Below are 24,295 nucleotides of genomic sequence, written 5' to 3'. Positions count from 1 at the left end.
AAGCATAAAAATGAAAAAAGGCTGGCCTTGGTCTACGGTGATAGTTGCGAACACACACCAAAAACCAAGGACACAGCCCGCATGAATCGTAGACGTCAAATCGTCCAGCATCAACAGCAACGTATTCGTCAGCGCACCGCTAACAGTGATGCCTACGCATTTTTCAATCTACTCACTGATCCCCAGTTGCTACCGTGTGTCGAAGCGTCGTTACCTGAGCATCGAGAGCGGCTGTTCCCGCCGACCGAAACGCTTTCCATGTTTCTGGCTCAAGCAATGAGTGCTGATCGTTCCTGCCAGAACGCAGTCAATGACTTGTCCATCAAACGCGCCTGCGGCGGCTTGAAACCCAACAGCGCCCATACAGGGGCCTACTGCAAGGCGAGAAAACGCTTGCCTGTGGAGATGGTTGGCACGCTGTTACGCCACACCGGGTCCTTGATGAGCGACCAGGCACCGACGTCATGGCGCTGGATGGGCCGCCCCGTACGGCTGGTGGACGGCACGACGGTGACCATGCCCGACACCGCCGAGAACCAGGCTGCCTATCCGCAGTCTCGTGGTCAGAAAGTCGGTCTGGGGTTTCCAATCTGCCGAATGGTCGGCATCGTTTGCCTGTGCAGTGGAACCATTTTAAATGCGGCACTGGGCCGCTTCCGAGGAAAAGGAAGTGATGAGCAAACCCTGCTCAGGTCGATGCTCGACACGTTGAATCGAGGCGATATTTTGTTGGGTGACGCCTACTACGCGACTTATTTTTTACTGTGTGAGTTGCAGCGCAGGGGCGTGGACGGTGTGTTTGAACAATACGGTGCTCGGCGGCGCAGCACTGACTTTCAAAAGGGACAATGCCTGGGTTCGGAGGATCATTTGATTGAACTGGAAAAACCCAGGAAAAGACCCGACTGGATGAGCCAGGCATATTACGAACAGGCGCCTCAAAGGCTGATGGTCCGTGAGCTGAAGGCGGGTGGGAAAATCTTGGTAACGACGTTGCATTGCCCGAAGCAGATCCCCAAAACAGCCCTAAAGTTGCTGTTCAAGAGCCGCTGGCACGTCGAGCTGGATTTACGCAATCTCAAGTCCACGCTGGGACTTGAGATGCTGAGTTGCAAGACCCCAGGCATGGCCGTCAAGGAGTTATGGGTCTATTTGCTGGCCCACAATCTTATTCGGATGATCATGGCACAGTCCGCGCTGCTGGCAGACTGTTTACCTCGCGAGTTGAGCTTCAAACACAGTCTTCAGTTGTGGCTGGCGTTGAGGCAATACGGCAGTGTTGGCGAGGAAGATGGCATGTCGAGTTTGCTCATGCTGATCGCCCAAAAACGGGTCGGAAACCGTTCTGGCCGGACTGAGCCTCGCGCAATAAAACGAAGACCCAAACCTTATCCCTTACTGACCAAAACACGCCGATCAGCAAGGGAGGACGTCAGAAAGCGTGGGCATCCGAAGAAGGTTAAGTAAGTGCCATTCGGGACTGATTTGTTTTTCGCGCTTTTTGAAAAACCAATCTGTCCTCGGCCTTTCCACGGGGGACAGATTGGTTTTCGGTGAAGCGTTGAAAACAAATCTGTCCCCTCGCACTCAACCACCAAACGCATCCTTGAGAAACCCCGGCGCGATGTAGCGCTCGTAATGGGCTTCGGACAGCAGAAAAAACTCGCGATCAATGGCGTCGCGCAGCTCTGGCAGGCCCCAGCCGCGAAACTCTGGCATCAACACCACGCCGTAGGCTTCAAGCTGACTGATGACCCGCGCGCCACGTGCAATCAGTTGGTACGCCCAGCAATAGACCGATTGATGCGGCACGAAACGGATTTTGCGCTGCTCCAGCTGCTTGCGCAGCTTGGCGGCGTCGAAGACCTCGAGCTTGCCGGCCATGACCTGAACGAGCAGCTGCTCCAGGCGCAGCCAGACCGCACGCTTTTCGTCCTCGTTGTAACCGTTCCAGTTGATCACTTCGTGATGGAAACGCTTGCAACCACGGCATACCAGATCCCCATAAACTGTGGAACAGAGGCCGACGCAGGGGGTCTTGATGGTTTGATTGGGCATGGCGAACAGGACTGCAACAGGCGAAACAAGCCCGCATGTTAGCCCTTTGTCTAACGAGGGTCACCCCTGAAGGTGTAGGGGCTAACTTACCTTTACCTGATTTTTCCCGTAGAATCGGCGAGCCTTTTAAGGCGCCAATGTCCGTTAGAAGCTGTTTTCAAAGCGTCACGAGCACAGTTAAGTTAACCCCGCAGTCGGTGTTGGCGCAGGTTTCCCCCTCTTCAGGAACCCTTCGCCGACACGCATCAGCCCTCCTGCAGGCGTAAAACTTTGAAAACAGCTTCTGTAAGGAATTGTCGAAACTCTGGCCAAGGAGCTCAAAAAGCTTCGTCGCGCAGGGTACGACCAATTGCTGGATGAGCGTCCCGGACACCCATTTGGGACCACTGATGAGGGTAATAACTGTGCTTGAAGCCTACCGTAAACACATCGAAGAGCGTGCCGCCCTGGGTATCGTGCCCCAGCCGCTCAACGCCGAACAAACCGCAGGCCTGATCGAGCTGCTGAAAAATCCCCCGGCTGGCGAAGAAGCTTTCCTTGTCGACCTGATCACCAATCGCGTTCCACCAGGCGTTGACGAAGCTGCATACGTCAAGGCCGGCTTCCTGTCTGCTCTGGCCAAAGGCGAAGCCACTTCTCCGCTGATCGACAAAAAACGCGCCGTTGAACTGCTGGGCACCATGCAAGGTGGCTACAACATCGTCACGTTGGTCGACCTGCTGGAAGACTCCGCACTGGCAGCCGTGGCCGCTGAAGAACTCAAGCACACCCTGCTGATGTTCGACGCGTTCCACGACGTGGCTGAAAAAGCCAAGAACGGCAACGTTCACGCCAAAGGTGTTCTGCAATCCTGGGCCGACGGCGAGTGGTTCCAGAAGCGCCCAACCCTGGCCGACAAGATCAGCCTGCGCGTATTCAAGGTCACCGGCGAAACCAACACCGACGACCTGTCTCCTGCACCTGATGCCTGGTCCCGCCCTGACATCCCGCTGCACGCTCTGGCCATGCTGAAAATGGCCCGTGATGGCATCGTGCCGGATCAACAAGGCGTCACCGGTCCGATGAAGCAAATCGAGCAGATGCGCGGCGAAGGCTTCCCTATCGCCTACGTCGGCGACGTGGTCGGTACTGGCTCCTCGCGTAAATCGGCAACCAACTCGGTGCTGTGGTTCTTCGGCGACGACGTTCCTTTCGTGCCGAACAAGCGTGCTGGCGGTTTCTGCTTCGGCAATAAAATCGCTCCAATCTTCTACAACACCATGGAAGATGCCGGCGCTCTGCCAATCGAATTTGACGTTTCCCTGATGAACATGGGCGACGTGATCGACGTATACCCATACGCCGGTAAAGTCACCAGGCATGGCACCGACGACGTCCTGGCCACCTTCGAAATGAAGACCCCGGTTCTGTTGGACGAAGTCCGCGCTGGCGGCCGTATTCCGCTGATCATCGGCCGTGGCCTGACCGAAAAAGCCCGTACCGAGCTGGGTCTGACACCTTCGACCCTGTTCAAACTGCCGGAAGCCCCCGCTGAAAGCACCAAGGGTTACACCCTGGCACAGAAAATGGTCGGCAAGGCTTGCGGCGTGACGGGCGTTCGCCCAGGCACCTACTGCGAACCGAAAATGACCACCGTCGGTTCCCAGGACACCACTGGCCCGATGACCCGTGACGAACTGAAAGACCTGGCGTGCCTGGGTTTCTCTACCGATCTGGTGATGCAGTCCTTCTGCCACACCGCTGCTTATCCAAAGCCGATCGACGTCACCACGCACCACACTCTGCCTGACTTCATCATGACCCGCGGCGGCGTTTCCCTGCGTCCGGGCGACGGCATCATCCACAGTTGGCTGAACCGTATGCTGCTGCCGGATACCGTCGGTACCGGTGGTGACTCGCACACCCGTTTCCCAATGGGGATCTCCTTCCCTGCCGGTTCCGGTCTGGTCGCGTTCGCCGCAGCCACTGGCGTAATGCCACTGGACATGCCGGAATCGATCCTGGTGCGTTTCAAAGGCAAAATGCAACCGGGCGTCACCCTGCGTGACCTGGTTCACGCCATTCCTTACTACGCGATCCAGGCTGGCCTGCTGACCGTAGAGAAGAAAGGCAAGAAGAACGCCTTCTCCGGCCGCATCCTGGAAATCGAAGGCCTGGACGATCTGAGCATCGAACAAGCATTCGAACTGTCCGACGCCTCGGCAGAACGTTCCGCCGCCGGTTGCACCATCAAGCTGTCGAAAGAGTCGATCAGCGAGTACCTGAAGTCCAACATCACCCTGCTGCGCTGGATGATCGGCGAAGGTTACGGCGATGCTCGTACTCTGGAACGTCGCGCTCAAGCGATGGAAGCCTGGGTTGCCAACCCTGAGCTGATGGTTGCCGATGCTGACGCCGAATACGCTGAAACCATCGAGATCGACCTGGCCGACATCAAAGAGCCTGTGCTCTGCGCGCCAAACGACCCGGACGACGCCCGTCTGCTTTCCAGCGTTGCTGGTGAGAAGATCGACGAAGTGTTCATCGGTTCGTGCATGACCAACATCGGTCACTTCCGCGCTGCCGGCAAGTTGCTGGACAAGGTCAAAGGTCAGTTGCCAACGCGTCTGTGGCTGTCGCCGCCGACCAAGATGGACGCTCACCAGTTGACCGAAGAAGGCTACTACGGCATCTATGGCAAGGCTGGCGCGCGCATGGAAATGCCGGGCTGCTCGCTGTGCATGGGTAACCAGGCACGCGTTGAGCCGAACTCCACTGTGGTGTCGACGTCGACGCGTAACTTCCCGAACCGTCTGGGCGATGGCGCGAACGTTTACCTGGCCTCGGCCGAGTTGGCGTCCGTTGCATCGATCCTTGGTCGCCTGCCGACCGTTGAGGAGTACATGGCCTACGCGAAAGAAATCGACACCATGGCAGCGGACGTTTACCGCTACCTGAGTTTCGACCAGATCGCCGAGTTCCGTGAAGCCGCTGCGAATGCCAACATTCCGGTTATTCAAGCGTAAGTAATACAGCGTCGAAAAAACCCCGTCCTGGTGATGGGGTTTTTTTATGGGTTTGGGTCTGGGTCGGTGTACATATCCGGCATTTGCGTGTGCAGGGATTACGGTTCCGCTCTTACAGCGGGTCACTTTTTACAAACGCCTAAAAAGTAACCAAAAACGCTTGCCCCTCCATACGGGTCCTCGCTGGTGCTCGGACTGCCCTCGCTCCGGCATTGCTCCGGGGGTCGCCGCAAGGGGCCATCCCTGGCCCCGTGCGGCTAACTCGGCGTCCTGCCTCGTTCCCCCCCTGCGCAATGCCTGCACTCGGCCTTCTGGCAATGGGGCCTGACCTGAACTCGGGATTCAATTCACGCAAAACTGTAGGAGCGCGCTTGCCCGCGATTCGCTTGACGCGGTGTGTCAGGCATACCGCCATTCGCAGGCAAGCCTGCTCCCACAGTGGAGCGCATTTTCCCTGTGGGAGCAGGCTTGCCTGCGAACGAGAGATTAGAGCGGATCGCCTCAGATTTTGTGTGAATTAAATCTCGAGGTCGGGTGAGGCCCCATTGCCAGAAGGCCGAGTGCAGGCATTGCGCAGGGGGGGAAACGAGGCAGGACGCCGAGCGAGCCGCACGGGGCCAGGGACGGCCCCTTGGGTTGTGCTACTTGAGCAGGACCGGAGTGAGGGCACCCGGAGCCTAGGCGACGGGCCGTATGGAGGGGCAAGCGTTTTGGGTTACCTTTTTGGCGTTTGAAAAAGGTGACCCGCTGTAAGAGCGAAACCGTAATCCCAGCACACGCAAATGCCGGATATACACACAAGACAAAACAAAAAAGCCCCACATCTCTCAATGCAGGGCTTTTGATTTACCGCTTCAACTCAAACCATCAAACCATCAAACCACGTTGGTCTGACCACTCATCGCCAAATCCAGCAACTCACGGTTGGCTACCGCATACATCGCGTAGTCGGTACCGCTCGCCGCACGCAGCTCGACCAGCATTGCACGCCAGCGATCAACCATCGGCACATGCTGTTCCAGCCACAAGTCCAGACGCGCTTCGACTTCCTCTGGAGCATCCGGCATTTGCAGGACTGAAACGGTAATCGCCCGTTGCTGCCAGTCGATGTCGTCACGGAAGGCTTCGCGAGCCAGCGCCTGCCAGTTGTTTTCCACCGGCAGGTTGCTGATCTGTTGCAAGTACCAGGTCACGTCCAGCGAGCTGCCCACGGCGAAGTAAGCCTTGGCCACGTCGGCAGCGTTCTGCCCGGTGACGTCCGACGCTTCGATGATCGGCAACAGCGTGTACAAGTGGCTGGTGCCTGCAACCATGCGCGCCAGCAACTCGGGAACACCGGCTTCGACATAAGCCTGATAACGGGTCTGCCAGACTTCCCGGGTCGGGCCTTCCAGCAGTTCGTCGAGTTTCAGACCCAGTGCCGCGATGTGCGGACCAAAGTGTGCAACGTCACGACCAGCATCCAGTTCGTTGCGACGGCTGCGCAGGAACCAGCGTGTGGCACGACGGCCCAGACGCATCAACTCGTCCATCAGAGCCAGCTGGATTTCGGCCGGAACCTTGTAGTCCAGCGCTTCGATCTGACGGAACCAGTGCGGGAGATGGAAGATGTCACGCACGATCACGTAAGCACCGGCCACGTTGGCTGCGCTCATGCCGGTGGACTCTTTGAGCCGCTGCACGAAGGTGATGCCCATGTGGTTGACCAGGTCGTTGGCGATCTGGGTGCTGACGATTTCGCGCTTGAGGCGGTGACGACGCATGGCTTCACCGAAATTGGCAGCCAGTGACGGCGGGAATGCCGTCTCCATGTCGCGGACCAGATAGTCGTCGTCCGGGACGCGGGATTCGAGCAGCGCTTCCTTGAGGTCGATCTTGCTATAAGAGATCAGCACCGACAGTTCGGCACGGGTCAGGCCATGGCCTGCCACGACCCGCTCGACCAGTTGCTCTTCGACCGGGAGGAACTCGATGGCACGGTCCAGCTTGCCCCGCGCTTCCAGGTCGTTCATCAGACGCTTGTATTCAGCGATCCGGTCGTAAGCGCGGCGCGCCGCCAGGGACAAGGCTTGCGTCTGCTTGTAGTTGTTGCCCAGCACCAGGTTGCCCACTTCGTCGGTCATGCTTTCGAGCAGCTGGTTGCGCTGCTTTTCAGTCATGTCGCCGGCATGCACCACTTCGTTGAGCAGGATCTTGATGTTCACTTCGTGGTCGGAACAATCCACACCACCGGCGTTGTCGATGAAGTCGGTGTTGGAGCCTCCGCCGTTGAGGCCGAACTCCACACGCCCGAGCTGGGTCATGCCGAGGTTACCGCCCTCGCCCACGACTTTGCAGCGCAGTTCGTTACCGTTCACACGCAGCGCGTCGTTGGCCTTGTCGCCGACATCGGCGTGGCTTTCTTCGCTGGATTTGACGTACGTGCCGATACCGCCGTTCCACAGCAGATCCACTGGCGCCTTGAGCAGCGCATTGAGCAGCTCGGTGGGGGTCAGCTTGTCGGCACTGATGTCGAAGCGCTCTTTCATCTGCGGGGAAATCGCGATGCTTTTTGCGCTACGGGAGAAAATACCGCCGCCTTCGGACATGATGCTGGTGTCGTAGTCGGTCCAGGCTGAACGTGGCAGGTCGAACAGACGCTGACGTTCGACGAAGCTGTTGGCTGGCTCCGGGTTCGGGTCGATGAAGATGTGCAGGTGGTTGAAGGCTGCGACCAGTTGCAGCTTGTCCGACATCAACAAGCCGTTACCGAACACGTCACCGGCCATGTCGCCGACGCCGACCACGGTGGTGTTGTCTTCCTGAACATTGATCCCGCGTTCACGGAAGTGACGTTGTACGCCCACCCACGCGCCCTTGGCGGTGATACCCATTTTCTTGTGGTCGTAGCCAGCCGAACCGCCGGACGCGAACGCGTCACCGAGCCAGAAACCGTAGTCGATGGCGATGCCGTTGGCGATGTCGGAGAAGGTTGCAGTGCCCTTGTCCGCCGCGACCACCAGGTACGGGTCATCGTCGTCGTGACGAACCACGTTCAACGGAGGCACCAGGGCGCCTTCTTTCAGGTTGTCGGTGATGTCCAGCAAGCCGGAAATAAAGATCCGGTAGCACGCGATGCCTTCGGCCTGGATTTCGTCGCGACCGCCACCCAGTGGCAGACGACGCGGCAGGAAGCCGCCCTTGGCGCCGACTGGCACGATTACCGAGTTCTTCACTTGCTGGGCTTTTACCAGACCCAGCACTTCGGTGCGGTAGTCTTCTTCACGATCGGACCAGCGCAGGCCGCCGCGAGCGACGTTGCCAAAGCGCAGGTGTACGCCTTCAATCCGTGGCGAATAGACGAAAATCTCGAATTTCGGCACTGGCTTCGGCAGCTCGGGAATCAGGCGTGGGTTGAACTTGAAGCTGAAGTAGCTCTTGTTCTGACCGTTGGCGTCCGGCTGGTAGAAGTTGGTCCGCAGAGTGGCCTTGATCAGGTCCAGATAGCGACGCAGGATGCGGTCTTCGTTGAGCACCTGAACGTTGTCCAGTGCCGCCAGAATCGCTTGCTCCAGACGTTGTTGCTTGTCGTCCAGGTCTTCGGCAGTCAGTTTGCGCGCCAGATAGAAGCGCGTCTTGAACAACCGGGTCAGCTCGTGAGCGATATCGGTGTGGTTGTTCAGGGTGCTGGCGATATAACCCAGGTCAAAGCCCAGACGGATCTGCTTCATGTAACGCGCATAAGCACGCAGCAACGCCACGTCGCGCCATGGCAAGCCGGCGGTCAGGACCAGACGGTTGAACCCATCGTTCTCCGCATCGCCGCGCACGATGTGCACGAATGCATCTTGCAGGGTGTCATTGAGCTGCTGGATGTCTAGGTTCAAGCCTTCACCGGCGGTGAAGGCAAAATCGTGAATCCAGAACTCGCGGCCATTGTGGTGGCGCAGGCGATACGGGAACTCGCCCAATACGCGCAACCCGAGGTTTTCCAGAATCGGCAGAACGTCGGACAAGGCCAGCGGAGTATCAGCGTGGTACAGCTTGCAATGCAGTTGCTGTTTGCCGGCCTGGGCCAGCGGTTGATAGAAGCTCATCACCAGCGGATTGGCTTCGTTCAGGCTCAGCAAATGCTGCATGTCGACCACGGCCGAATGCGCGGCGAAGCGCTCGCGGTAACCGGCCGGGAAACCTTTCGGGAAGTCCGACAGTACGTTGGTGCCGTGGGCTTCGCCGAAGCTTTCGATGACCAGGCTGGAGTAATCGTCCTGCCACGAACGGCAAGCCTGGATCACTTCGTTTTCCAGTTGCTGCGGATCGATGTCGAGGCGGCTTTTCGGGTCCACTCGCAGGATCAACTGCACGCGCGCCAGTACTGACTCGGAGAAGAAGGTCCAGAACTCGCAATCGCTGGCCTTCAGGCGATCCATCAGCACTTGCTGAATTTTCTGCCGGACTTCGGTGGAATAGACGTCTCGCGGCACATAGGCCAGGCAGTAGCAGAAGCGGCCGTACGGGTCTTTGCGCAGGAACACGCGAATCTTGTTGCGCTCCTGGATCTGCACAATGGACATCACGGTGCTGAACAGCTCGTCCACCGGAGTCTGGAACAGGTCGTCACGCGGCAGCACTTCCACCACCTGCGCCAGTTCCTTGCCCAGATGCGCCTTGGCGTCGAAACCGGAGCGACGCTCCACTTCGGCAACCTTGCGACGGATATAAGGGATCTGACGCACGCTTTCGCCGTACACCGACGAGGTGTACAGACCCATGAAGCGGCATTCCTTGATCACCTTGCCAGAGGCATCGATCTGGCGGATCGACACATAATCCGGGTACGCCGGGCGATGCACGCGGCTTGGGTGGGCCGCCTTGGCGAACGACAGCAACATCGGCTCTTGCAGGTAATTCACTGCATAGTCTTCGATGTGCAGGTCTTCTTTGGTCAGCCCTGCACGCAGCAGCTTGGTCAGACCGAGGAAGGACGACTCGTCGTACACCAGGTAGCCGCCGTCTTCGTCGCTACGTACTTCAAACTCTTCGTAGCCGAGGAAGGTGAAGTGATTGTCCACCAGCCATTGCAGGAAAACCTTGATCTCGGCTTTCTCGCCTTCTTCGACGGCAAACTGAAGCGTGTCGACACCGGCCAGCAGTTCGTTGATTTTGGCCTTCATCGGCTCGAAGTCAGCGACCGCGACCCGCACTTCACCCAGCACTTGTTCCAGCTCGCGAACCAGCACATTCATTTCAGCGGCATTGACGCAACGATCGATCTCCAGATACATCAGAGACTCTTGCAGCACGTCCTCGCCCTGGGCGCCCTTGGGCAGCAGCTCCAGCAATTCGCCCTTGCTGCCGCGACGTACGCTCAAAACAGTGGTTTGCAGGGTGTGGATGCTGTAACCGCGACGGTTCAGTTCGGTACGGACCGAATCCACCAGAAACGGCAGATCGTGATGCAGAACCTCGACCGCGGTGTGGGTCGACTGCCAGCCATGACGTTCGTAGTCGGGGTTGTAGACGCGCACTTGCGGATGAATGTGTTCAAAACGCTCAAGCAGACGCCAGGCAGAGAGGGTGCAGCCCGCCAGGTCGGAAAGCCGGCGTTGGGTCAGTTCATCGAGGGAAATAATGCCGAAGAATTGCTCAGCAAACAACGCCACTTGTGGCAGTGCCTGTTCACTGATGTGCTGCGCCAGTGCTGCTTGCAGTTGATGCTGGAAGTCAGACTTGCTGGCTGCGGTGAAGAACGCCATCTGTAGTACTCCGCTTGGGCTTTTATTGATGGAAGCGTCGTATCCCCTTCAGGGGATCGCCATCACGCGTGCTGGTTTCAAACAGAAGCAGCACAGCATGACAGGGTAGTGAAGCTAAAGAACAAACGCTCGTCACGAACGGGTAGTCACATTCGCTTTTCCCGAATGAGCCCTGTAAAGAAAATGGGCATCTACAAAAACGACTGCCCAGGCAGGCTGTGTCTTTAGAGGTGTCCATCCGCTGCGAAGCTTAACGACAGCGGACCCGGCGCTGCTTGCGGTGCTGCGACATATTCGGTCATAGGCACGTAACCGGAGCGCGGCAAGGCCTTTAAATGGCTATCGACAAGCGCAGGAAGGACTTGAACGGTCCTGGGAAGGGATTGGCGGCACTGAGAAAAAAATCACAGTCTGCAGGGCGAGGCGGGGATTTGCGGATCAACTGTCATGGGGTGCGAACGCGCACCCCATGACTAGGGTCTGTTGACGTTTGGTGGCGAGCCGTCACCAAACGTCAACAGACCCTAGCGGCCAATGATGGGTAATCAGGCCTTTTTCAAGAACTCGGTACGCAATACCAGGCCTTTGACTTTCTCGACCTTGCATTCGACTTCATCTTCGTTGTCGGTCAGGCGGATGCCCTTGACCATGGTGCCGCGCTTGAGGGTGACCGAAGTGCCTTTGACTTTCAGGTCCTTGATCAGCGTCACGGAGTCGCCGTCGGCCAGTTGGGTACCATTGCTGTCTCTAACGATCAGGGTCATATCGATTAAACATTCTTGGACATTACGAAAATGTAATGGCCGCAGTATAGCGGCTGTGGTCTCCGATAAAAACCGAGCCTCCCACTGGGGTATCATCGCGCTCTGCCCGCCTCGATAGATCAGGAATCCACTCATGCTTATTACCACCGCAAGCCTCATCGTCAATCCATGCGACGACGAATACGACGATATGGCCCTGCTCTGCTGCCACGGGGAAACCGGCGATCTGTTCTCGCTGACCCGTTTCCCCGACGAGAACCAGGTAGAAATCACTGTCCGGGATGACAAGACGCTCAATCTGCAAAGCCTGAAGGTCACCTTCAGCGCCGAACGCCTGCTGATAGAAATCGACCCGGCCGATGCCAGCCAGCTCGACGGCCACAGTGAGTATGAAATCCGTCACAACATGCCTGCATCCGAGTTGCGCGATATCGAAGAAACCTTGCAGATTATTCTGGAAGACGTCGGCACCTACGTCAGTGAAATCGCCTGATCGCAAGGGGACTGATTTATTTTCAGCGCTTCATCGAAAATCAATCTGTCCCTGAGGCCGGGGACAGATTGATTTTTCAAAGAGCGCGAAAAATAAATCAGTCCCCTCATGTCAGGCACCAATTTCCTACACAGATACAACACAACAAGTCAGACAATTCCTAACTTACCGCAAGCTCATTCCGATAATCCCGGAAAAAAGCCTATAGCCGTTAGTCGGCACAGCCCCGGATGGATTAAAGTAACGCCCCCAACCTCAGTGTCATTTGATGCTATCGGTCACCCTGCCAGGAACAGTCAACGATGGAACATCGTGAAGCGCTGATTGCGCTGCGAACCTTTCTTTCAACGCAGATTCTCGGCCAGGAAAAACTGATCGAACGGCTGTTGATAGCCCTGCTCGCCGACGGCCACATGCTGGTCGAAGGGGCACCGGGTCTGGCCAAGACCAAAGCGATCAAGGAGCTGGCCGAAGGCGTCGAAGCACAATTCCACCGCATTCAATTCACCCCTGACCTGCTGCCTGCCGACATCACCGGCACCGAGATCTATCGCCCGGAAACAGGCAGTTTCGTCTTTCAACAGGGGCCGATCTTCCACAATCTGGTGCTGGCCGACGAAATCAATCGGGCGCCGGCCAAGGTTCAGTCAGCCCTGCTGGAAGCCATGGCCGAACGTCAGGTCAGCGTCGGGCGCAGCACCTATGAGTTGTCGCCGCTGTTTCTGGTGATGGCAACGCAGAACCCCATCGAGCAGGAAGGCACCTATCCGCTGCCCGAAGCCCAGCTCGACCGTTTTCTGATGCACGTCAAGATCGGCTTCCCCGATGCGGCGGTCGAGCGCAAGATTCTCCAGCAAGCTCGCGGCGAAGCGCTCAATGGCGAGACCAAGCCAGAGCGGCGCGTCAGCCAGCAGGCGATTTTCGCCGCGCGCAAGGAAATCCTCGGCCTGTACATGGCCGATGCGGTGGAGGAATACCTGGTGCAACTGGTCATGGCCTCGCGCACACCCGCCAAGTTCGACCCGGAAATGGCCGACTGGATTGCCTACGGCGCCAGCCCGCGTGGTTCCATCGCGCTGGACCGCTGCGCGCGGGCCCATGCCTGGCTGGCCGGGCGAGACTTCGTCAGCCCCGAGGACATTCAGGCGGTGCTGTTCGACGTGTTGCGCCACCGCATCATTCTGTCGTTCGAAGCCGAAGCCGCCGGGATCGATCAGGATCGCGTGATCCAGCGCATCCTCGACGTCGTGGCTGTCGCCTGACCCCATGCAGCCGCAACCGATTGCCGAGCCGGGAATTCGCGTCAGCCTCAAAGAGCTGATCGAGATGCGTCATCGCGTGCGCGAAGTGCAACTGTTTTCCACACCGAGCCAGCGTAGCCCGCTGATCGGCCTGCATCACTCGAAACTGCGCGGACGGGGTGTGGACTTCGATCAGGTGCGGGTCTATCAGGCCGGCGACGACGTGCGCACCATCGACTGGCGCGTCACCGCCCGCACCCAGGAACCGCACACCAAGCTGTTCCATGAAGAACGCGAGCGACCGATTTTCATCATGGTGGAGCAAAGCCGCCGCCTGTTTTTCGGTTCGGGGCTGATGTTCAAATCGGTCCTCGCCGCCCAGGCCGCAGCGCTGATCGGTTGGGCCGCCCTGGGCCATAACGACCGGGTCGGCGGGCTGGTGTTCGGCGACAATGAGCACTACGAGATCAAACCCCGTCGCAGCAAGCAGAGCCTGTTGCAGCTGCTCAACCGACTGGTGCGGGTCAACCAGTCACTGCATACCGAAATCCCGGCCGACCGCGACGCTTTCGGCATTGCCCTACGCCGCGCCCGAGAGGTGTTGCGCCCCGGCAGCCTGGTGTTCGTGATCTGCGATGAGCGCGCGATTTCCGACGCGGCCGAGCAACAACTGAGTCTGTTGTCGCGACACTGCGACCTGCTGCTGTTGCCGCTGTCCGACCCACTGGACCACGCCTTGCCGGCGGCGGGTCTGCTGCGTTTTGCCGAGCGCGGCGCACAGCTTGAGCTTGATACGTTGAAACCGGATTTACGCCAGGCCTATCGTGCCCAGGGTGAAGCACGGGTCGCGCGTTGGGAATTGCTCGCGCAAAAGCTCCGCGTGGTGTCGATCCCCCTGAGCACCCAGAGCGAAATGGTCGAGCAACTGCGCGAATACTTGAACGCCCAGCGCCCCGGAAAAAAACGATGAGCAGCCTGGAGCAACTGCAACCGCTGATCACCCCAGCCGCGGTCAGCGCTTGGCCACCGGCGCCGGGCTGGTGGGTGCTGCTGCTCTTGCTGCCGGTGGCGGCTTGGGGACTGTGGCGATTGCGTCGCTACTGGCCGGGCAAGCGTCCGTCCGTTAACACCGAGCAACCGCTGGACCCGGTCCGCGTCGCCGCCCTGGAAGAACTCGCGCAACTGCCTAAACCCTACGATGGTGCGCCAGCCGGGGCCTGGCTGCAGCAAATCAATGCGCTGCTCAAACGCCTGTGCCGCAACCACTACCCTTACAGCCAGAGCCACACCTTGAATGGCCGAAAATGGCTGGCTTTTCTCGACAACCGCTGCCCCGCCGCCGGGCTGACGCGCTGGATGGTGCTGGTCGAAGGCGCGTACAAACCGGAGTGCAAACTCGATGACAAAGCCATCACTGGCCTGAACCAGGCGGTCGCCACCTGGATTCGCAAGCATGTTTGAGTTCGCCTGGCCGTGGCTCTTCGTCCTGCTGCCGCTGCCCTGGCTGCTGCGGGTGCTGCTGCCGGTGGCGGACAGTGGCGAAGCGGCGCTCAAGGTCAGCTTTCTCAGCGAACTGGAAGGCCTGGCCAAGCGCCGGGCGCGGGCCAATCTGCCGGCCTGGCGGCAGCAGGCGCCCTTCATTCTGCTTTGGCTGTTGCTGCTGATGGCCGCGGCCCGCCCACAGTGGCTAGGCGAGCCGTTGCCAATTGCCGCCAGTGGTCGCGACTTGCTGGTAGCTGTGGATGTCTCCGGCTCCATGGACTACCCCGACATGCGCTGGAATGACGAAGACGTCAGTCGCTTGACCCTGGTCAAGCACCTGCTGGGCGACTTTCTCGTCAGTCGCGAAGGTGATCGCATCGGCCTGATTCTGTTTGGCAGTCGGGCCTACGTTCAAGCGCCGTTGACCTTCGACCGACGCACCGTACGCGTGTGGCTGGATGAAGCGCGGATCGGCATTGCCGGGAAAAACACTGCCATCGGTGACGCCATTGGCCTGGCCCTCAAACGCCTGCGTCAGCGTCCGGCGCAAAGCCGGGTGTTGATCCTGGTCACCGACGGCGCCAACAACGCAGGTGAAATCGATCCGGTGACGGCTGCGCGGCTGGCGGCTGGCGAGGGCGTAAAAATCTACACCATCGGCATGGGTGCCGACCCGAATCAAGGCGGCACACTGGCCATGCTCGGCCTGAACCCTAGCCTTGATCTGGACGAACCCAGCCTCAAGGAAATCGCCGACATCACCGGCGGTCAATACTTCCGCGCCCGCGATGGTCAGGAACTGCAGAAGATCAAACAGACCCTCGACAAGCTCGAACCGGTCGCCCAGCAATCGACCCAGGCACGCCCGGCGCAGGCGCTGTATCACTGGCCGCTGGCCAGCGCGTTGCTGCTGAGCCTGTTGTTGGTGGTCCGCGAACGCTGGCCGAACACGCTGCTGCAACGCTTCTTCAAACAGAAAACTTTCCTGCCATCGAATCAGGAATGGCGCCAGCGGCTCAAGCGTCTGCGTCTGCGGAGGCGTCGATGATCGCGCTCTGGCCGCACTGGCTTCGGCCCTGGTGGTTGCTGCTGTTGCCGCTGTTGGGCTGGCTGCTGTGGCAACTCTGGCATCGACAAAAGCGTGCGGGACGCTGGCAGATGATCCTGCCTGTAGCCTTCCACGCGGTACTGCTCGGTGGCGGCAGTGGTCGCGACAGCAAATTGCCGTGGGTCGCACTGGGGCTGGCCTGGACCCTCGCCGTGCTGGCATTGCTCGGGCCGAGTTGGCAGCGGGTAGAGCAAGCCAGCCAGAAGCCCGCCGACCCGTTGGTGGTGTTGCTGGAATTGACCCCGGAAATGCTCGCCACCGATACCCCGCCGACACGCCTGGAGCAGGCGCGACGCAAACTGCTCGACCTGTTGCAGAGCCGCAGCGATTCGCAGACCGCGATCATCGTCTATGCCGGTAGCGCCCACACGCTGGTGCCGCTGTCCGATGACCTGGCCACCAGTCGCAACCTGCTCGACGTGGTCAAGCCGTCGATCATGCCCGAGGCCGGCCATCGCGCCGACCTGGCCGTGAAGAAAGCCCTCACTCTGCTCAAACAAGGCGCACAGGGCCAGGGCCGCTTGCTGTTGATTGGTTCTTCATTGGACGAGCAAGAGCGCGAGGGCATCCGTCAGGCCTTGAGTCAAGACGCACCGCCGCTGCTGATCCTCGGCGTGGGCACTGCTGATGGCATACCGGTCGTGCAGGAAAAAGGCGGCTTCCTCAAGGACCCACAAGGCGCGATCCTGCTGCCACGCCTGGACGGTCCGGGCCTGAAAGATTTCGCCAGCGAGCTCGACGGGCTCTACCGCCAGGCCCGGCTGGATGATTCGGACCTGCGCGGCCTGGGCCTGCTGGACAGCCCGCAAAAGCTACGCAGCAATGGTCAGACCGTGCACCTGGACAGCTGGGACGATCAGGGTCCATGGTTGCTGCTGCCATTATTGTTGCTGGCGGCCTGCGCCGGGCGCCGAGGTTGGTTGTTCTGCCTGCCGCTGCTGTTCATGCTGCCGCAGCCCAGCTATGCCTTCGAGTTCAATGACTTGTGGTTGCGACCCGACCAACAGGGCCAGCAGTTGCTCGAAGACAGTCGTCCTGCCGAAGCCGCACGACACTTCGAGGACAGCCAATGGCAAGGCGTGGCGTTATATGAAGCCGGCGACTACGCGACTGCCGCTCGGCGATTTGCTGAAGGCAGCAGCGCCGCTGACCATTACAATCGCGGCAATGCCCTGGCCAGGGCTGGCGAACTGGAAGCGGCGCTGGACGCCTATGCACAGGCACTGGAACGCCAGCCCGATCTGCAACCCGCCTTGAAAAACAAGGCACTGGTCGAGCAGTTACTGGAACAGAAAAAGCAACAACACAAGGCAGAAACCAGCAAACCGGCCGAGAACAAGAGCGACGAACCAGGGCAAACCCCGCAGCCCGGCGCGGCGACCGCACCGCAAAATCAGGATCAACCGCCGCCTCCGCCAGGTGAAGACAGCGCCGCCCATGACAACAGCACCAGTAACCCAGCAGCCCCTGCGGGCGGCAACGACGTTCCAGGCTCACAGCTCGGCGACGAAGACACTACCCGACCGCCGATCAGACCGGCCGACAGCAACCTCGACGGCGAGCGACGGCAGGCTCTGGAACAATGGTTGCGCCAGATCCCGGACGATCCCGGTGAGCTGTTGCGACGCAAATTCTGGTATGAACAGCAACAACATCAGGAACAGACCCGATGAGTCGTGCTTACACCCTATTCATCAGCCTCATGCTCTGCTGTGTGGCCTTGTCGGCTCAAGCGGCGGATCTGGTAGCCAGCGTCGATCGGGCGCGACTGAGCTCCGGCGAGACCGTGGAACTGACCCTGGAGTCCGACGACCCCACCTTGTTCGGTAAACCCGACCTGACAGCGCTGGACGCCGATTTCACCGTGCAGGACACGCGGCAGGTCAACCATCTGACCACCCTTAACGGTAACTCCCAGGCCACCACGCGCTGGATCATCACGCTGCTGCCGAAGCAGAGCGGCACAGTCGTCATCCCGTCATTGCAGTTGGGCGCGTTGAAAAGCCAGCCGATCACCTTGCAAGTGGTGCAGGGTGAAACTCAAGAATCCAGCGGCACCCTGGCGCCCGTCTTCATCGACGCCAGCCTCGATCAGGAAAGCGTCTACGTCCAGGCGCAGGCCGTGCTGACGTTGCGCATCTATCACTCGGTCTCGCTGTTCGATGACAGCAACCTGACGCCCTTGCTGATCGCGGATGCACGCATCGAAAAGCTTGGTGATTCGCGCACCTATGAAAAGCTGATCAACGGCATTCGCCATGGCGTCATCGAAATACGCTATGCGATTTATCCACAGCACAGCGGCGACCTGCTGATTCCCGCGCAAGTGTTCAGCGCGACCCTGGTGCAGGAAGCGCACGCCCCGAGCTCGGCCGATGCTCAGGGGCAGACTCAGAACCTCAGTCCGTCCACCCCCAAACCGGGCAAGCTGGTGCACGTCAGCTCCGCCGAAATTCCACTGACGGTCAAAGCCAAGCCCGCCGCCTACCCTGCCGACACGCCATGGCTGCCCGCGCGCAGCCTGAGCCTGAGCGAAGGCTGGAACCCGGAGCCTGATCACGCCCTGGTCGGTGACTCCCTGACCCGCAGCCTGACCCTAAAGGCTGAAGGCCTGTCCAGCGTGCAACTGCCGCCGCTGCCCACCACCGATGTCAGTGGCCTGCGCCGTTACCCTGACCAGCCGAAATTGGTCAACCTGGCCAGCGAACGTGGCTTGATCGGCAGTCGCGAAGAGCATGAAGCACTGGTGCCCACTCGCACCGGCGCGATCGATTTGCCGGCGGTGAATGTGGTCTGGTGGAACACCCACGAAGATCATCTGGAACACAGCAGCCTGCCCGCGCGCACCTTGCAAGTGGCAAACAACCCGAGCCTGGCAGTGGACGCTCCAGTGAACACCAATACGAACGGCCTGAGCGTCGTCGGGCCAGCGCTGTGGCCTTGGCAGCTGAGCACGCTGTTCCTGTCCTGCACCACCCTGCTCGGTTTCGGCCTGTGGTGGCGCGCGCGTTGGCTACCGGCGGTGTCGCGAGTCGCGCAAGCCGGCCCGAGCCCGCGCACCGTGCTCGATGAGCTCAAACGCGCCAGCCTGGCCAACGACCCTCAGGCGACCCGTCAGGCGCTGGACGCCTGGGCGCGCCAGCAGCCGGAAACCCTGGCCGACATGGCCGCGCGTTTCGTGCCATTGTCCGATGCCCTCGACGAACTCAACGGCGCGCTGTACAGCGAAGGTGGTCACTCGTGGCAAGGCGAAGAACTGTGGCGCGCCGTGCGCACCCTGCCTGCCGGCGAGCGAACTCAAGACCCGGCAACCGATGCCAGCCTGCCACCGCTTTATCCGAAATGATGTTGAAACCCTGTAGGAGCTGCCGAAGGCTGCGATAAGGCCGGGACGGCCTTCATCAACATCAACCGCTGCGACCGGTTCCCGGTCCATCGCAGCCTTCGGCAGCTCCTACAGGGATTGTTTCCACATTCAAGAATTCAAGGCTGTAAAAGGACCCACAATGCGTCTGTTCCACACCTCCGACTGGCACCTCGGCCAAAACCTCCATGGTCAGGAGCGAGACTTCGAACACGCTTGCTTCCTGACCTGGCTGCTGAGCCGTTTGGCTGAACGCCAGCCTGATGTGCTATTGATCGCCGGGGACATTTTCGACACGGTCAACCCACCGGTCAAAGCTCAGGAGCGCCTGTACGATTTCATCGTCAACGCCCATGAACAGCAGCCCTTGCTGACCATCGTGATGATCGCTGGCAACCACGATTCCGGCTCGCGCATCGAACTACCCGCGCCGCTGATGCGCCGTTTGCGCACCCATGCTCTGGGCCGCGTGTTGTGGCTCGATGACGGACAACTGGATGCCGAACGGCTGCTGCTGCCGTTGCCTGACAAGCAGGGCGAAATCGGCGCCTGGTGCCTGGCCCTGCCCTTTCTGCGCCCTGCCGAAGTCACAGGCGCCACCATGGGCGATGACTACCTGCGTGGCATTGGCCGGGTCCATGAACTGCTGATCGACGCCGCCAACCTCAAGCGCCAGCCGGGGCAAGCCTTGATCGCCATCAGCCACGCACACATGGCTGGCGGCTCGGTGTCCGAAGACTCCGAACGCAGCTTGATCATCGGCAACGCCGAAGCCCTGCCCGCCAGTCTGTTCGGCCCAAGCATCACCTACGTCGCCCTCGGCCACCTGCACAAACCGCAGCGGGTCAACGGTGAAGAACGCATTCGCTACAGCGGCTCGCCGATTCCACTGTCGTTCTCGGAAATCGGTTATCAGCATCAGATTCTCGAAATCAATTGCGAAGGCGAACAACTGATCAGCGTCGAGCCGACCTTGATTCCCCGCGCAGTCAATCTGCAACGCGTCGGCCCGACGCCACTGGCCGAGTTGCTGGTGCAACTGGCGTCCTTGCCCAATATTGATCTGCTGGCTGACATCGAGCGGCAACCCTGGCTGGAAGTCCGGGTGCGTCTCGACGAACCGCAACCGGATCTGCGTCAGCAAATCGAAACCGCGCTGCAAGGCAAAGCCGTGCGTCTGGTGCGTATCGGCACCGAATACGCCGGCAAAGGCACCGCCGAGGGCGATGACAACGGCAATGGCCTGATCGACCTCGACCAACTCAGCCCGCAGGAACTGTTCAGCCGTGCCTGGCAGGACAGCTATGGCAGCGAGGTCGACGAACAGACCCTCAAGGACTTCGCCACACTGCTGCAGGACGTGCAACTGGAGAGCGAACAGCCATGAAAATTCTCGCCATCCGCCTGAAAAACCTCGCCTCGCTGGCGGGCCCGTTCGAGCTGGACTTCACCGCCGAACCCTTGGCCAGCGCCGGCCTGTTCGCCATCACCGGGCCCACCGGTGCCGGTAAAAGTACCTTGCTCGATGCGCTGTGCCTGGCACTGTTCGGCGCCATTCCGCGGCTGAACAACGTCGGCCAATCGAAAGTGCCGGAGATCGACGGCGATATCAGCACCAACGATCCACGCACCTTGCTGCGTCGCGGTGCGGGCAGCGGTTATGCCGAAGTGGATTTCGTCGGTATCGACAGCCGTCGTTATCGCGCCCGCTGGGAAACCAACCGCGCCCGGGACAATGCCAGCAAAAAGCTTCAGGCCAGCCGCCAGACCCTGACCGATCTGGACAGCGAACAGGTGTTGAGCAGCCAGAACAAAACCGAATACAAAACGATGCTCGAAGCGCGTCTGGGCTTGAACTTCGAGCAGTTCACCCGCGCGGTGATGCTGGCGCAGAGCGAGTTCAGCGCCTTCCTCAAGGCCGATGACAAAGAGCGCAGCGAGCTGCTGGAAAAGCTCACCGACACCGCGATCTACAGCCAACTGGGCCGCCGCGCCTACAGCAAGAGCAAGGAAGCAGAGAAGGTCCACGACGATCTAAAAGCACTGGCCACGGGCGTCACGCCGTTGGAACCGGAAGCTCGTGCGGATCTCGATAAGCGCTTCAACGAAGCCCGGCAATTGCTGAAGACCCAACAAGCGCAACTCAAGCAACTTGAGCTTCAGCATCAATGGCTCAAAATCCTGGGGCAGTTGCAGGACGAGCAGCAAAGCGCTGCCGAACAACTGCGACAGGCCCAATTGCACTGGGATGGTCAGAGCGTCGAGCGCCTGAACCTGTCCCGACTGGAACACCTGGCGCCGCAGCGTCATCAGTTCGCCCGTCAGGCCGAACTGGCTGCGCAACTCAGCCCGCTGGCGGCGCAGATTCAGCAGCACCTTCAGCAGCAGAGCGAACTTCAGACTCAACAAGAACAACTCGAGAAAACACGCGTCGCGGCCCATGCCGCGCTGCTCAACGCGCAGAAGCAGCAAACCGACGCCAAGCCGCTGTTGCAGCAAGCCTTCGACACGCAAAGCACGTTGACGCGCCTGATTCAGGAGCTGAGCCAGACCACTGAACGCAAGCAGCAAGCCGAGCAACACTGCGCTCAAGGCCAAAGCGCCCTGCAAGCGATGCTCGATCAACAACGGCAAGTGGCTGAACGCCTGGAGCGGATTGCCGCGCAACTTGAACAAAGCACGGCGTTGGCGCCGCTCAGCGAAGCGTGGACTGCCTACCGCGATCGCCTGAAGCAACTGATGCAGACAGGTAACCGCCTGAACCAAGGCCAGATCGAGCTGCCGCAGCTTGAGCAACGTGCCGCCAGCGCCAGCCAGCAACTCACCGAGCGACGCAGCGCCCTTGAGCTGCTGTACAACGAAGCCGGTGCCGAAGCACACGCGGTTGGCGAGCAAATCCAGATCCTCGGCAGCCTGCTGCAAGACAATCGCAAGCAGCAACGCGCCTTTGAAGACCTGACGCGGTTATGGGCCAGTCAGCAGGAACTCGACAAGCGCTCGTTGGAGCTGGCGCAGAAACAACAGGACGCTCAGCAGCAACGCGAACAGCTCAACCGTGACGGTCTCCAGGCCAAGGATGAACTCAAGGTCGCCGAGCAGACCTTGGCCGTTACCCGGCAACTGCTGGAGCGCCAGCGCCTGGCCCGCAGCGCCAGTGTCGAGGAACTGCGCGCGCAGTTGCAGGATGACCAACCGTGCCCGGTGTGCGGCAGCAACGAACACCCTTGGCATCAGCCTGAAGCACTGCTGCAAAGCCTGACCCGGCATGACGAAAGCGAAGAAGCCAACGCCCTGAAAGCCGTGGACACGCTGAATGAAAAGCTGGTGGATCTGCGCGCCACCGTCAGCGGACTGATCGCTCAGCAAAAGGAATTCCTGCAACAACAGGAGCATCTGGCGACACAGCAACAAGCCCTGACGCCGAGCCTCGACGCCCATCCGCTCAGCGCCCGACTGCTGGAACAGGACACAGCCAAGCGCGACGACTGGTTGAGTCAACAGTTGAGTCAGTTGACGCAAAACATCACCCAGGACGAACAGCGCCAAAACGCCTTGCTCAAGCTGCAACAAGACGCCGGGCGCCTGCAGCAACAACTGCAAGCCGCCAACGAAGCGAGCCAGACCGCGACGCAGCACTTGGCAGATCAGCAGCGCCAACTGGCCAGTGACCGTGAGCGCCTGGAAGAAGAATTGGCAGCGTTCGCCCCGCTGCTGCCCGCCGACATCCTCAATGGTTTACGCAACGAGGCGGCGGTGACCGTCATGCAGCTCGATCAACAGGTTACCCAGCGTCTGGATCAGCTTGAGCAACAGCGCGATGAGCAACTTGAACAAAATGGGCGTCAGCAGAAGATCGAACTGGAACAGTCGCAGCAACAAACGCGGGTACGGGAACTGGAGGCACTGCAACAGCGCGTCGCCGTCCTCGCCGATCAGCAGCACGCCAGCCAGCAAACGCTCACTCAGCTGCTGGGCGACCACAGCAGCGCCGAACACTGGCAGCAGCAACTGGAGCACGCCGTCGAACAGGCGCGTCACAGAGAAAGCTCAGCCGGCCAAACGTTGCAGGACGCTCGCAGCCAACTGATCCAACTCGCCGCCGAACTCAAGGCCCAGCAGGAACGCCTGCAAAACCTGGAGCAGGAGAACAGCGAATTGAGCGCCAGGATCGCCGAATGGCGTAGCCGCCATAGCGAGCTGGACGACAGCGGCCTCGCACAGTTACTGAGCGTCGACGATGAACAGGTCAGCCATCTGCGCCAACAACTGCAAAGCAGCGAAAAAACCATCGAGCAAGCCAAGGTCCTGCTGCACGAGCGCGAACAACGCCTGCACAGCCATCAGACGCAACACAATGGCAATCTCGACGTCGAACAACTGAATAACGCACTCAGCGAGCTGCAACAGCAGTCCGCCGCCAGCGAACAACTCAGCGCCGATCTGCGTGCCCTGCAAGCCGATGATCAACGCCGACAGGATGCCAATCAGGCGCTGGCGCAACAGATCGCCGACGCTTACGCGCAGTATCAGCGTTGGGCGCGACTGGCCACGTTGATCGGTTCGGCCGAAGGTGACAAGTTCCGCAAGATCGCCCAGGCGTACAATCTCGATCTGCTGGTGCATCACGCCAACGCCCAACTGCGGCAACTGGTGCGCCGCTATCGCCTGAAACGCGGCGGCAGCATGCTCGGCTTGCTGGTCATGGATACCGAAATGGGCGACGAACTGCGCTCGGTACATTCGTTGTCCGGTGGCGAGACCTTCCTTGTGTCGCTAGCCTTGGCGCTGGGCCTGGCTTCAATGGCGTCGAGCACGCTGAAAATCGAATCCTTGTTCATCGACGAAGGCTTCGGCAGCCTCGATCCTGAGTCCCTGCAACTGGCCATGGACGCCCTCGACGGTTTGCAGGCCCAAGGGCGCAAGGTCGGGGTGATTTCCCACGTACAGGAAATGCACGAGCGGATTCCGGTGCAGATTCAGGTACGGCGTCAGGGCAATGGCTTGAGTACGATTGAGGTTGGCAATTGATAAACCGCCACCCAGCC

Annotated in this window: 14 protein-coding genes; 11 read left to right on the top strand and 3 right to left on the bottom strand. The window is 59.9% G+C overall.

What is annotated here, in order from left to right; translation table 11 throughout:
• Positions 1-81: 81 nt before the first annotated feature.
• Entirely contained in the window at positions 82-1,467 is a 1,386-nt protein-coding gene (locus AC1MEE_RS02940) for an IS4 family transposase (RefSeq protein WP_480416139.1), read from the top strand.
• A 120-nt stretch (positions 1,468-1,587) separates the two neighbouring features.
• On the opposite strand, the gene AC1MEE_RS02935 is transcribed toward AC1MEE_RS02940, so the two are convergent.
• Complete coding sequence (locus AC1MEE_RS02935; RefSeq protein WP_480413730.1) at positions 1,588-2,058, bottom strand: DUF1289 domain-containing protein; 471 nt, start codon at positions 2,056-2,058, stop codon at positions 1,588-1,590.
• Positions 2,059-2,462: 404 nt separating this feature from the next.
• Between AC1MEE_RS02935 and acnB the strand changes: the two genes are divergently transcribed.
• Positions 2,463-5,063 carry a bifunctional aconitate hydratase 2/2-methylisocitrate dehydratase gene (gene acnB / locus AC1MEE_RS02930; RefSeq protein ID WP_480416138.1) on the top strand — a complete coding sequence of 867 codons (2,601 nt, stop codon included), beginning with the start codon at positions 2,463-2,465 and terminating at the stop codon, positions 5,061-5,063.
• Between the two features lie 875 nt (positions 5,064-5,938).
• Here the strand turns inward: acnB and AC1MEE_RS02925 are convergent.
• Together AC1MEE_RS02925 and AC1MEE_RS02920 are read right to left on the bottom strand one after the other, a co-directional pair.
• Positions 5,939-10,798 (bottom strand): NAD-glutamate dehydrogenase, encoded by a 4,860-nt coding sequence (locus AC1MEE_RS02925; RefSeq protein ID WP_480413728.1) that lies wholly within the window; start codon positions 10,796-10,798, stop codon positions 5,939-5,941.
• Positions 10,799-11,343: 545 nt separating this feature from the next.
• Positions 11,344-11,562 (bottom strand): alkylphosphonate utilization protein, encoded by a 219-nt coding sequence (locus AC1MEE_RS02920; RefSeq protein ID WP_257604287.1) that lies wholly within the window; start codon positions 11,560-11,562, stop codon positions 11,344-11,346.
• Between the two features lie 133 nt (positions 11,563-11,695).
• Here AC1MEE_RS02920 and AC1MEE_RS02915 point away from each other — a divergent pair, with 133 nt between their 5' ends.
• From AC1MEE_RS02915 to AC1MEE_RS02875, 9 genes are all read left to right on the top strand, one after another.
• Positions 11,696-12,055, top strand: a complete 360-nt coding sequence (locus tag AC1MEE_RS02915; protein WP_480413727.1) for a hypothetical protein — start codon at positions 11,696-11,698, stop codon at positions 12,053-12,055.
• A gap of 302 nt (positions 12,056-12,357) precedes the next feature.
• The gene (locus tag AC1MEE_RS02910) at positions 12,358-13,317 is read left to right on the top strand and encodes an AAA family ATPase (RefSeq protein WP_480413725.1); all 960 of its coding nucleotides are present in this window, start codon (positions 12,358-12,360) and stop codon (positions 13,315-13,317) included.
• 4 nt (positions 13,318-13,321) lie between these two features.
• The gene (locus AC1MEE_RS02905) at positions 13,322-14,266 is read left to right on the top strand and encodes a DUF58 domain-containing protein (protein ID WP_480413724.1); all 945 of its coding nucleotides are present in this window, start codon (positions 13,322-13,324) and stop codon (positions 14,264-14,266) included.
• The gene (locus tag AC1MEE_RS02900) at positions 14,263-14,757 is read left to right on the top strand and encodes a DUF4381 domain-containing protein (protein ID WP_480413723.1); all 495 of its coding nucleotides are present in this window, start codon (positions 14,263-14,265) and stop codon (positions 14,755-14,757) included. Before AC1MEE_RS02905 ends, AC1MEE_RS02900 begins: the two co-directional genes overlap by 4 nt.
• Complete coding sequence (locus AC1MEE_RS02895) at positions 14,750-15,826, top strand: vWA domain-containing protein (RefSeq protein WP_480413722.1); 1,077 nt, start codon at positions 14,750-14,752, stop codon at positions 15,824-15,826. Before AC1MEE_RS02900 ends, AC1MEE_RS02895 begins: the two co-directional genes overlap by 8 nt.
• Positions 15,823-17,559, top strand: coding sequence for a vWA domain-containing protein (locus AC1MEE_RS02890; protein ID WP_480413720.1), 1,737 nt, complete (start codon positions 15,823-15,825; stop codon positions 17,557-17,559). The genes AC1MEE_RS02895 and AC1MEE_RS02890 overlap by 4 nt, the downstream gene beginning before the upstream one ends.
• A complete protein-coding gene (locus AC1MEE_RS02885; protein ID WP_480413719.1) occupies positions 17,556-19,232 on the top strand; it encodes a BatD family protein in 1,677 nt (558 codons plus the stop codon). The genes AC1MEE_RS02890 and AC1MEE_RS02885 overlap by 4 nt, the downstream gene beginning before the upstream one ends.
• Positions 19,233-19,392: 160 nt before the next feature.
• Positions 19,393-20,637, top strand: a complete 1,245-nt coding sequence (locus tag AC1MEE_RS02880) for an exonuclease SbcCD subunit D C-terminal domain-containing protein (RefSeq protein WP_480413718.1) — start codon at positions 19,393-19,395, stop codon at positions 20,635-20,637.
• Complete coding sequence (locus AC1MEE_RS02875) at positions 20,634-24,278, top strand: AAA family ATPase (protein WP_480413717.1); 3,645 nt, start codon at positions 20,634-20,636, stop codon at positions 24,276-24,278. Before AC1MEE_RS02880 ends, AC1MEE_RS02875 begins: the two co-directional genes overlap by 4 nt.
• Positions 24,279-24,295: the final 17 nt, after the last annotated feature.

Source organism: Pseudomonas sp. ASL3 (assembly GCF_056680425.1).
Note: the sequence above shows the minus strand (reverse complement) of the source record. Positions and strands in the feature narration are given on the sequence as shown.

Excerpts from the sequence above, each read along its gene's own strand:
- AC1MEE_RS02940 (WP_480416139.1), top strand. The coding sequence starts at position 82 with ATGAATCGTAGACGTCAAATCGTCCAGCATCAACAGCAACGTATTCGT.
- AC1MEE_RS02935 (WP_480413730.1), bottom strand. The coding sequence starts at position 2,058 with ATGCCCAATCAAACCATCAAGACCCCCTGCGTCGGCCTCTGTTCCACA.
- AC1MEE_RS02925 (WP_480413728.1), bottom strand. The coding sequence starts at position 10,798 with ATGGCGTTCTTCACCGCAGCCAGCAAGTCTGACTTCCAGCATCAACTG.
- AC1MEE_RS02920 (WP_257604287.1), bottom strand. The coding sequence starts at position 11,562 with ATGACCCTGATCGTTAGAGACAGCAATGGTACCCAACTGGCCGACGGC.
- AC1MEE_RS02915 (WP_480413727.1), top strand. The coding sequence starts at position 11,696 with ATGCTTATTACCACCGCAAGCCTCATCGTCAATCCATGCGACGACGAA.
- AC1MEE_RS02910 (WP_480413725.1), top strand. The coding sequence starts at position 12,358 with ATGGAACATCGTGAAGCGCTGATTGCGCTGCGAACCTTTCTTTCAACG.
- AC1MEE_RS02905 (WP_480413724.1), top strand. The coding sequence starts at position 13,322 with ATGCAGCCGCAACCGATTGCCGAGCCGGGAATTCGCGTCAGCCTCAAA.
- AC1MEE_RS02900 (WP_480413723.1), top strand. The coding sequence starts at position 14,263 with ATGAGCAGCCTGGAGCAACTGCAACCGCTGATCACCCCAGCCGCGGTC.
- AC1MEE_RS02895 (WP_480413722.1), top strand. The coding sequence starts at position 14,750 with ATGTTTGAGTTCGCCTGGCCGTGGCTCTTCGTCCTGCTGCCGCTGCCC.
- AC1MEE_RS02890 (WP_480413720.1), top strand. The coding sequence starts at position 15,823 with ATGATCGCGCTCTGGCCGCACTGGCTTCGGCCCTGGTGGTTGCTGCTG.
- AC1MEE_RS02885 (WP_480413719.1), top strand. The coding sequence starts at position 17,556 with ATGAGTCGTGCTTACACCCTATTCATCAGCCTCATGCTCTGCTGTGTG.
- AC1MEE_RS02880 (WP_480413718.1), top strand. The coding sequence starts at position 19,393 with ATGCGTCTGTTCCACACCTCCGACTGGCACCTCGGCCAAAACCTCCAT.
- AC1MEE_RS02875 (WP_480413717.1), top strand. The coding sequence starts at position 20,634 with ATGAAAATTCTCGCCATCCGCCTGAAAAACCTCGCCTCGCTGGCGGGC.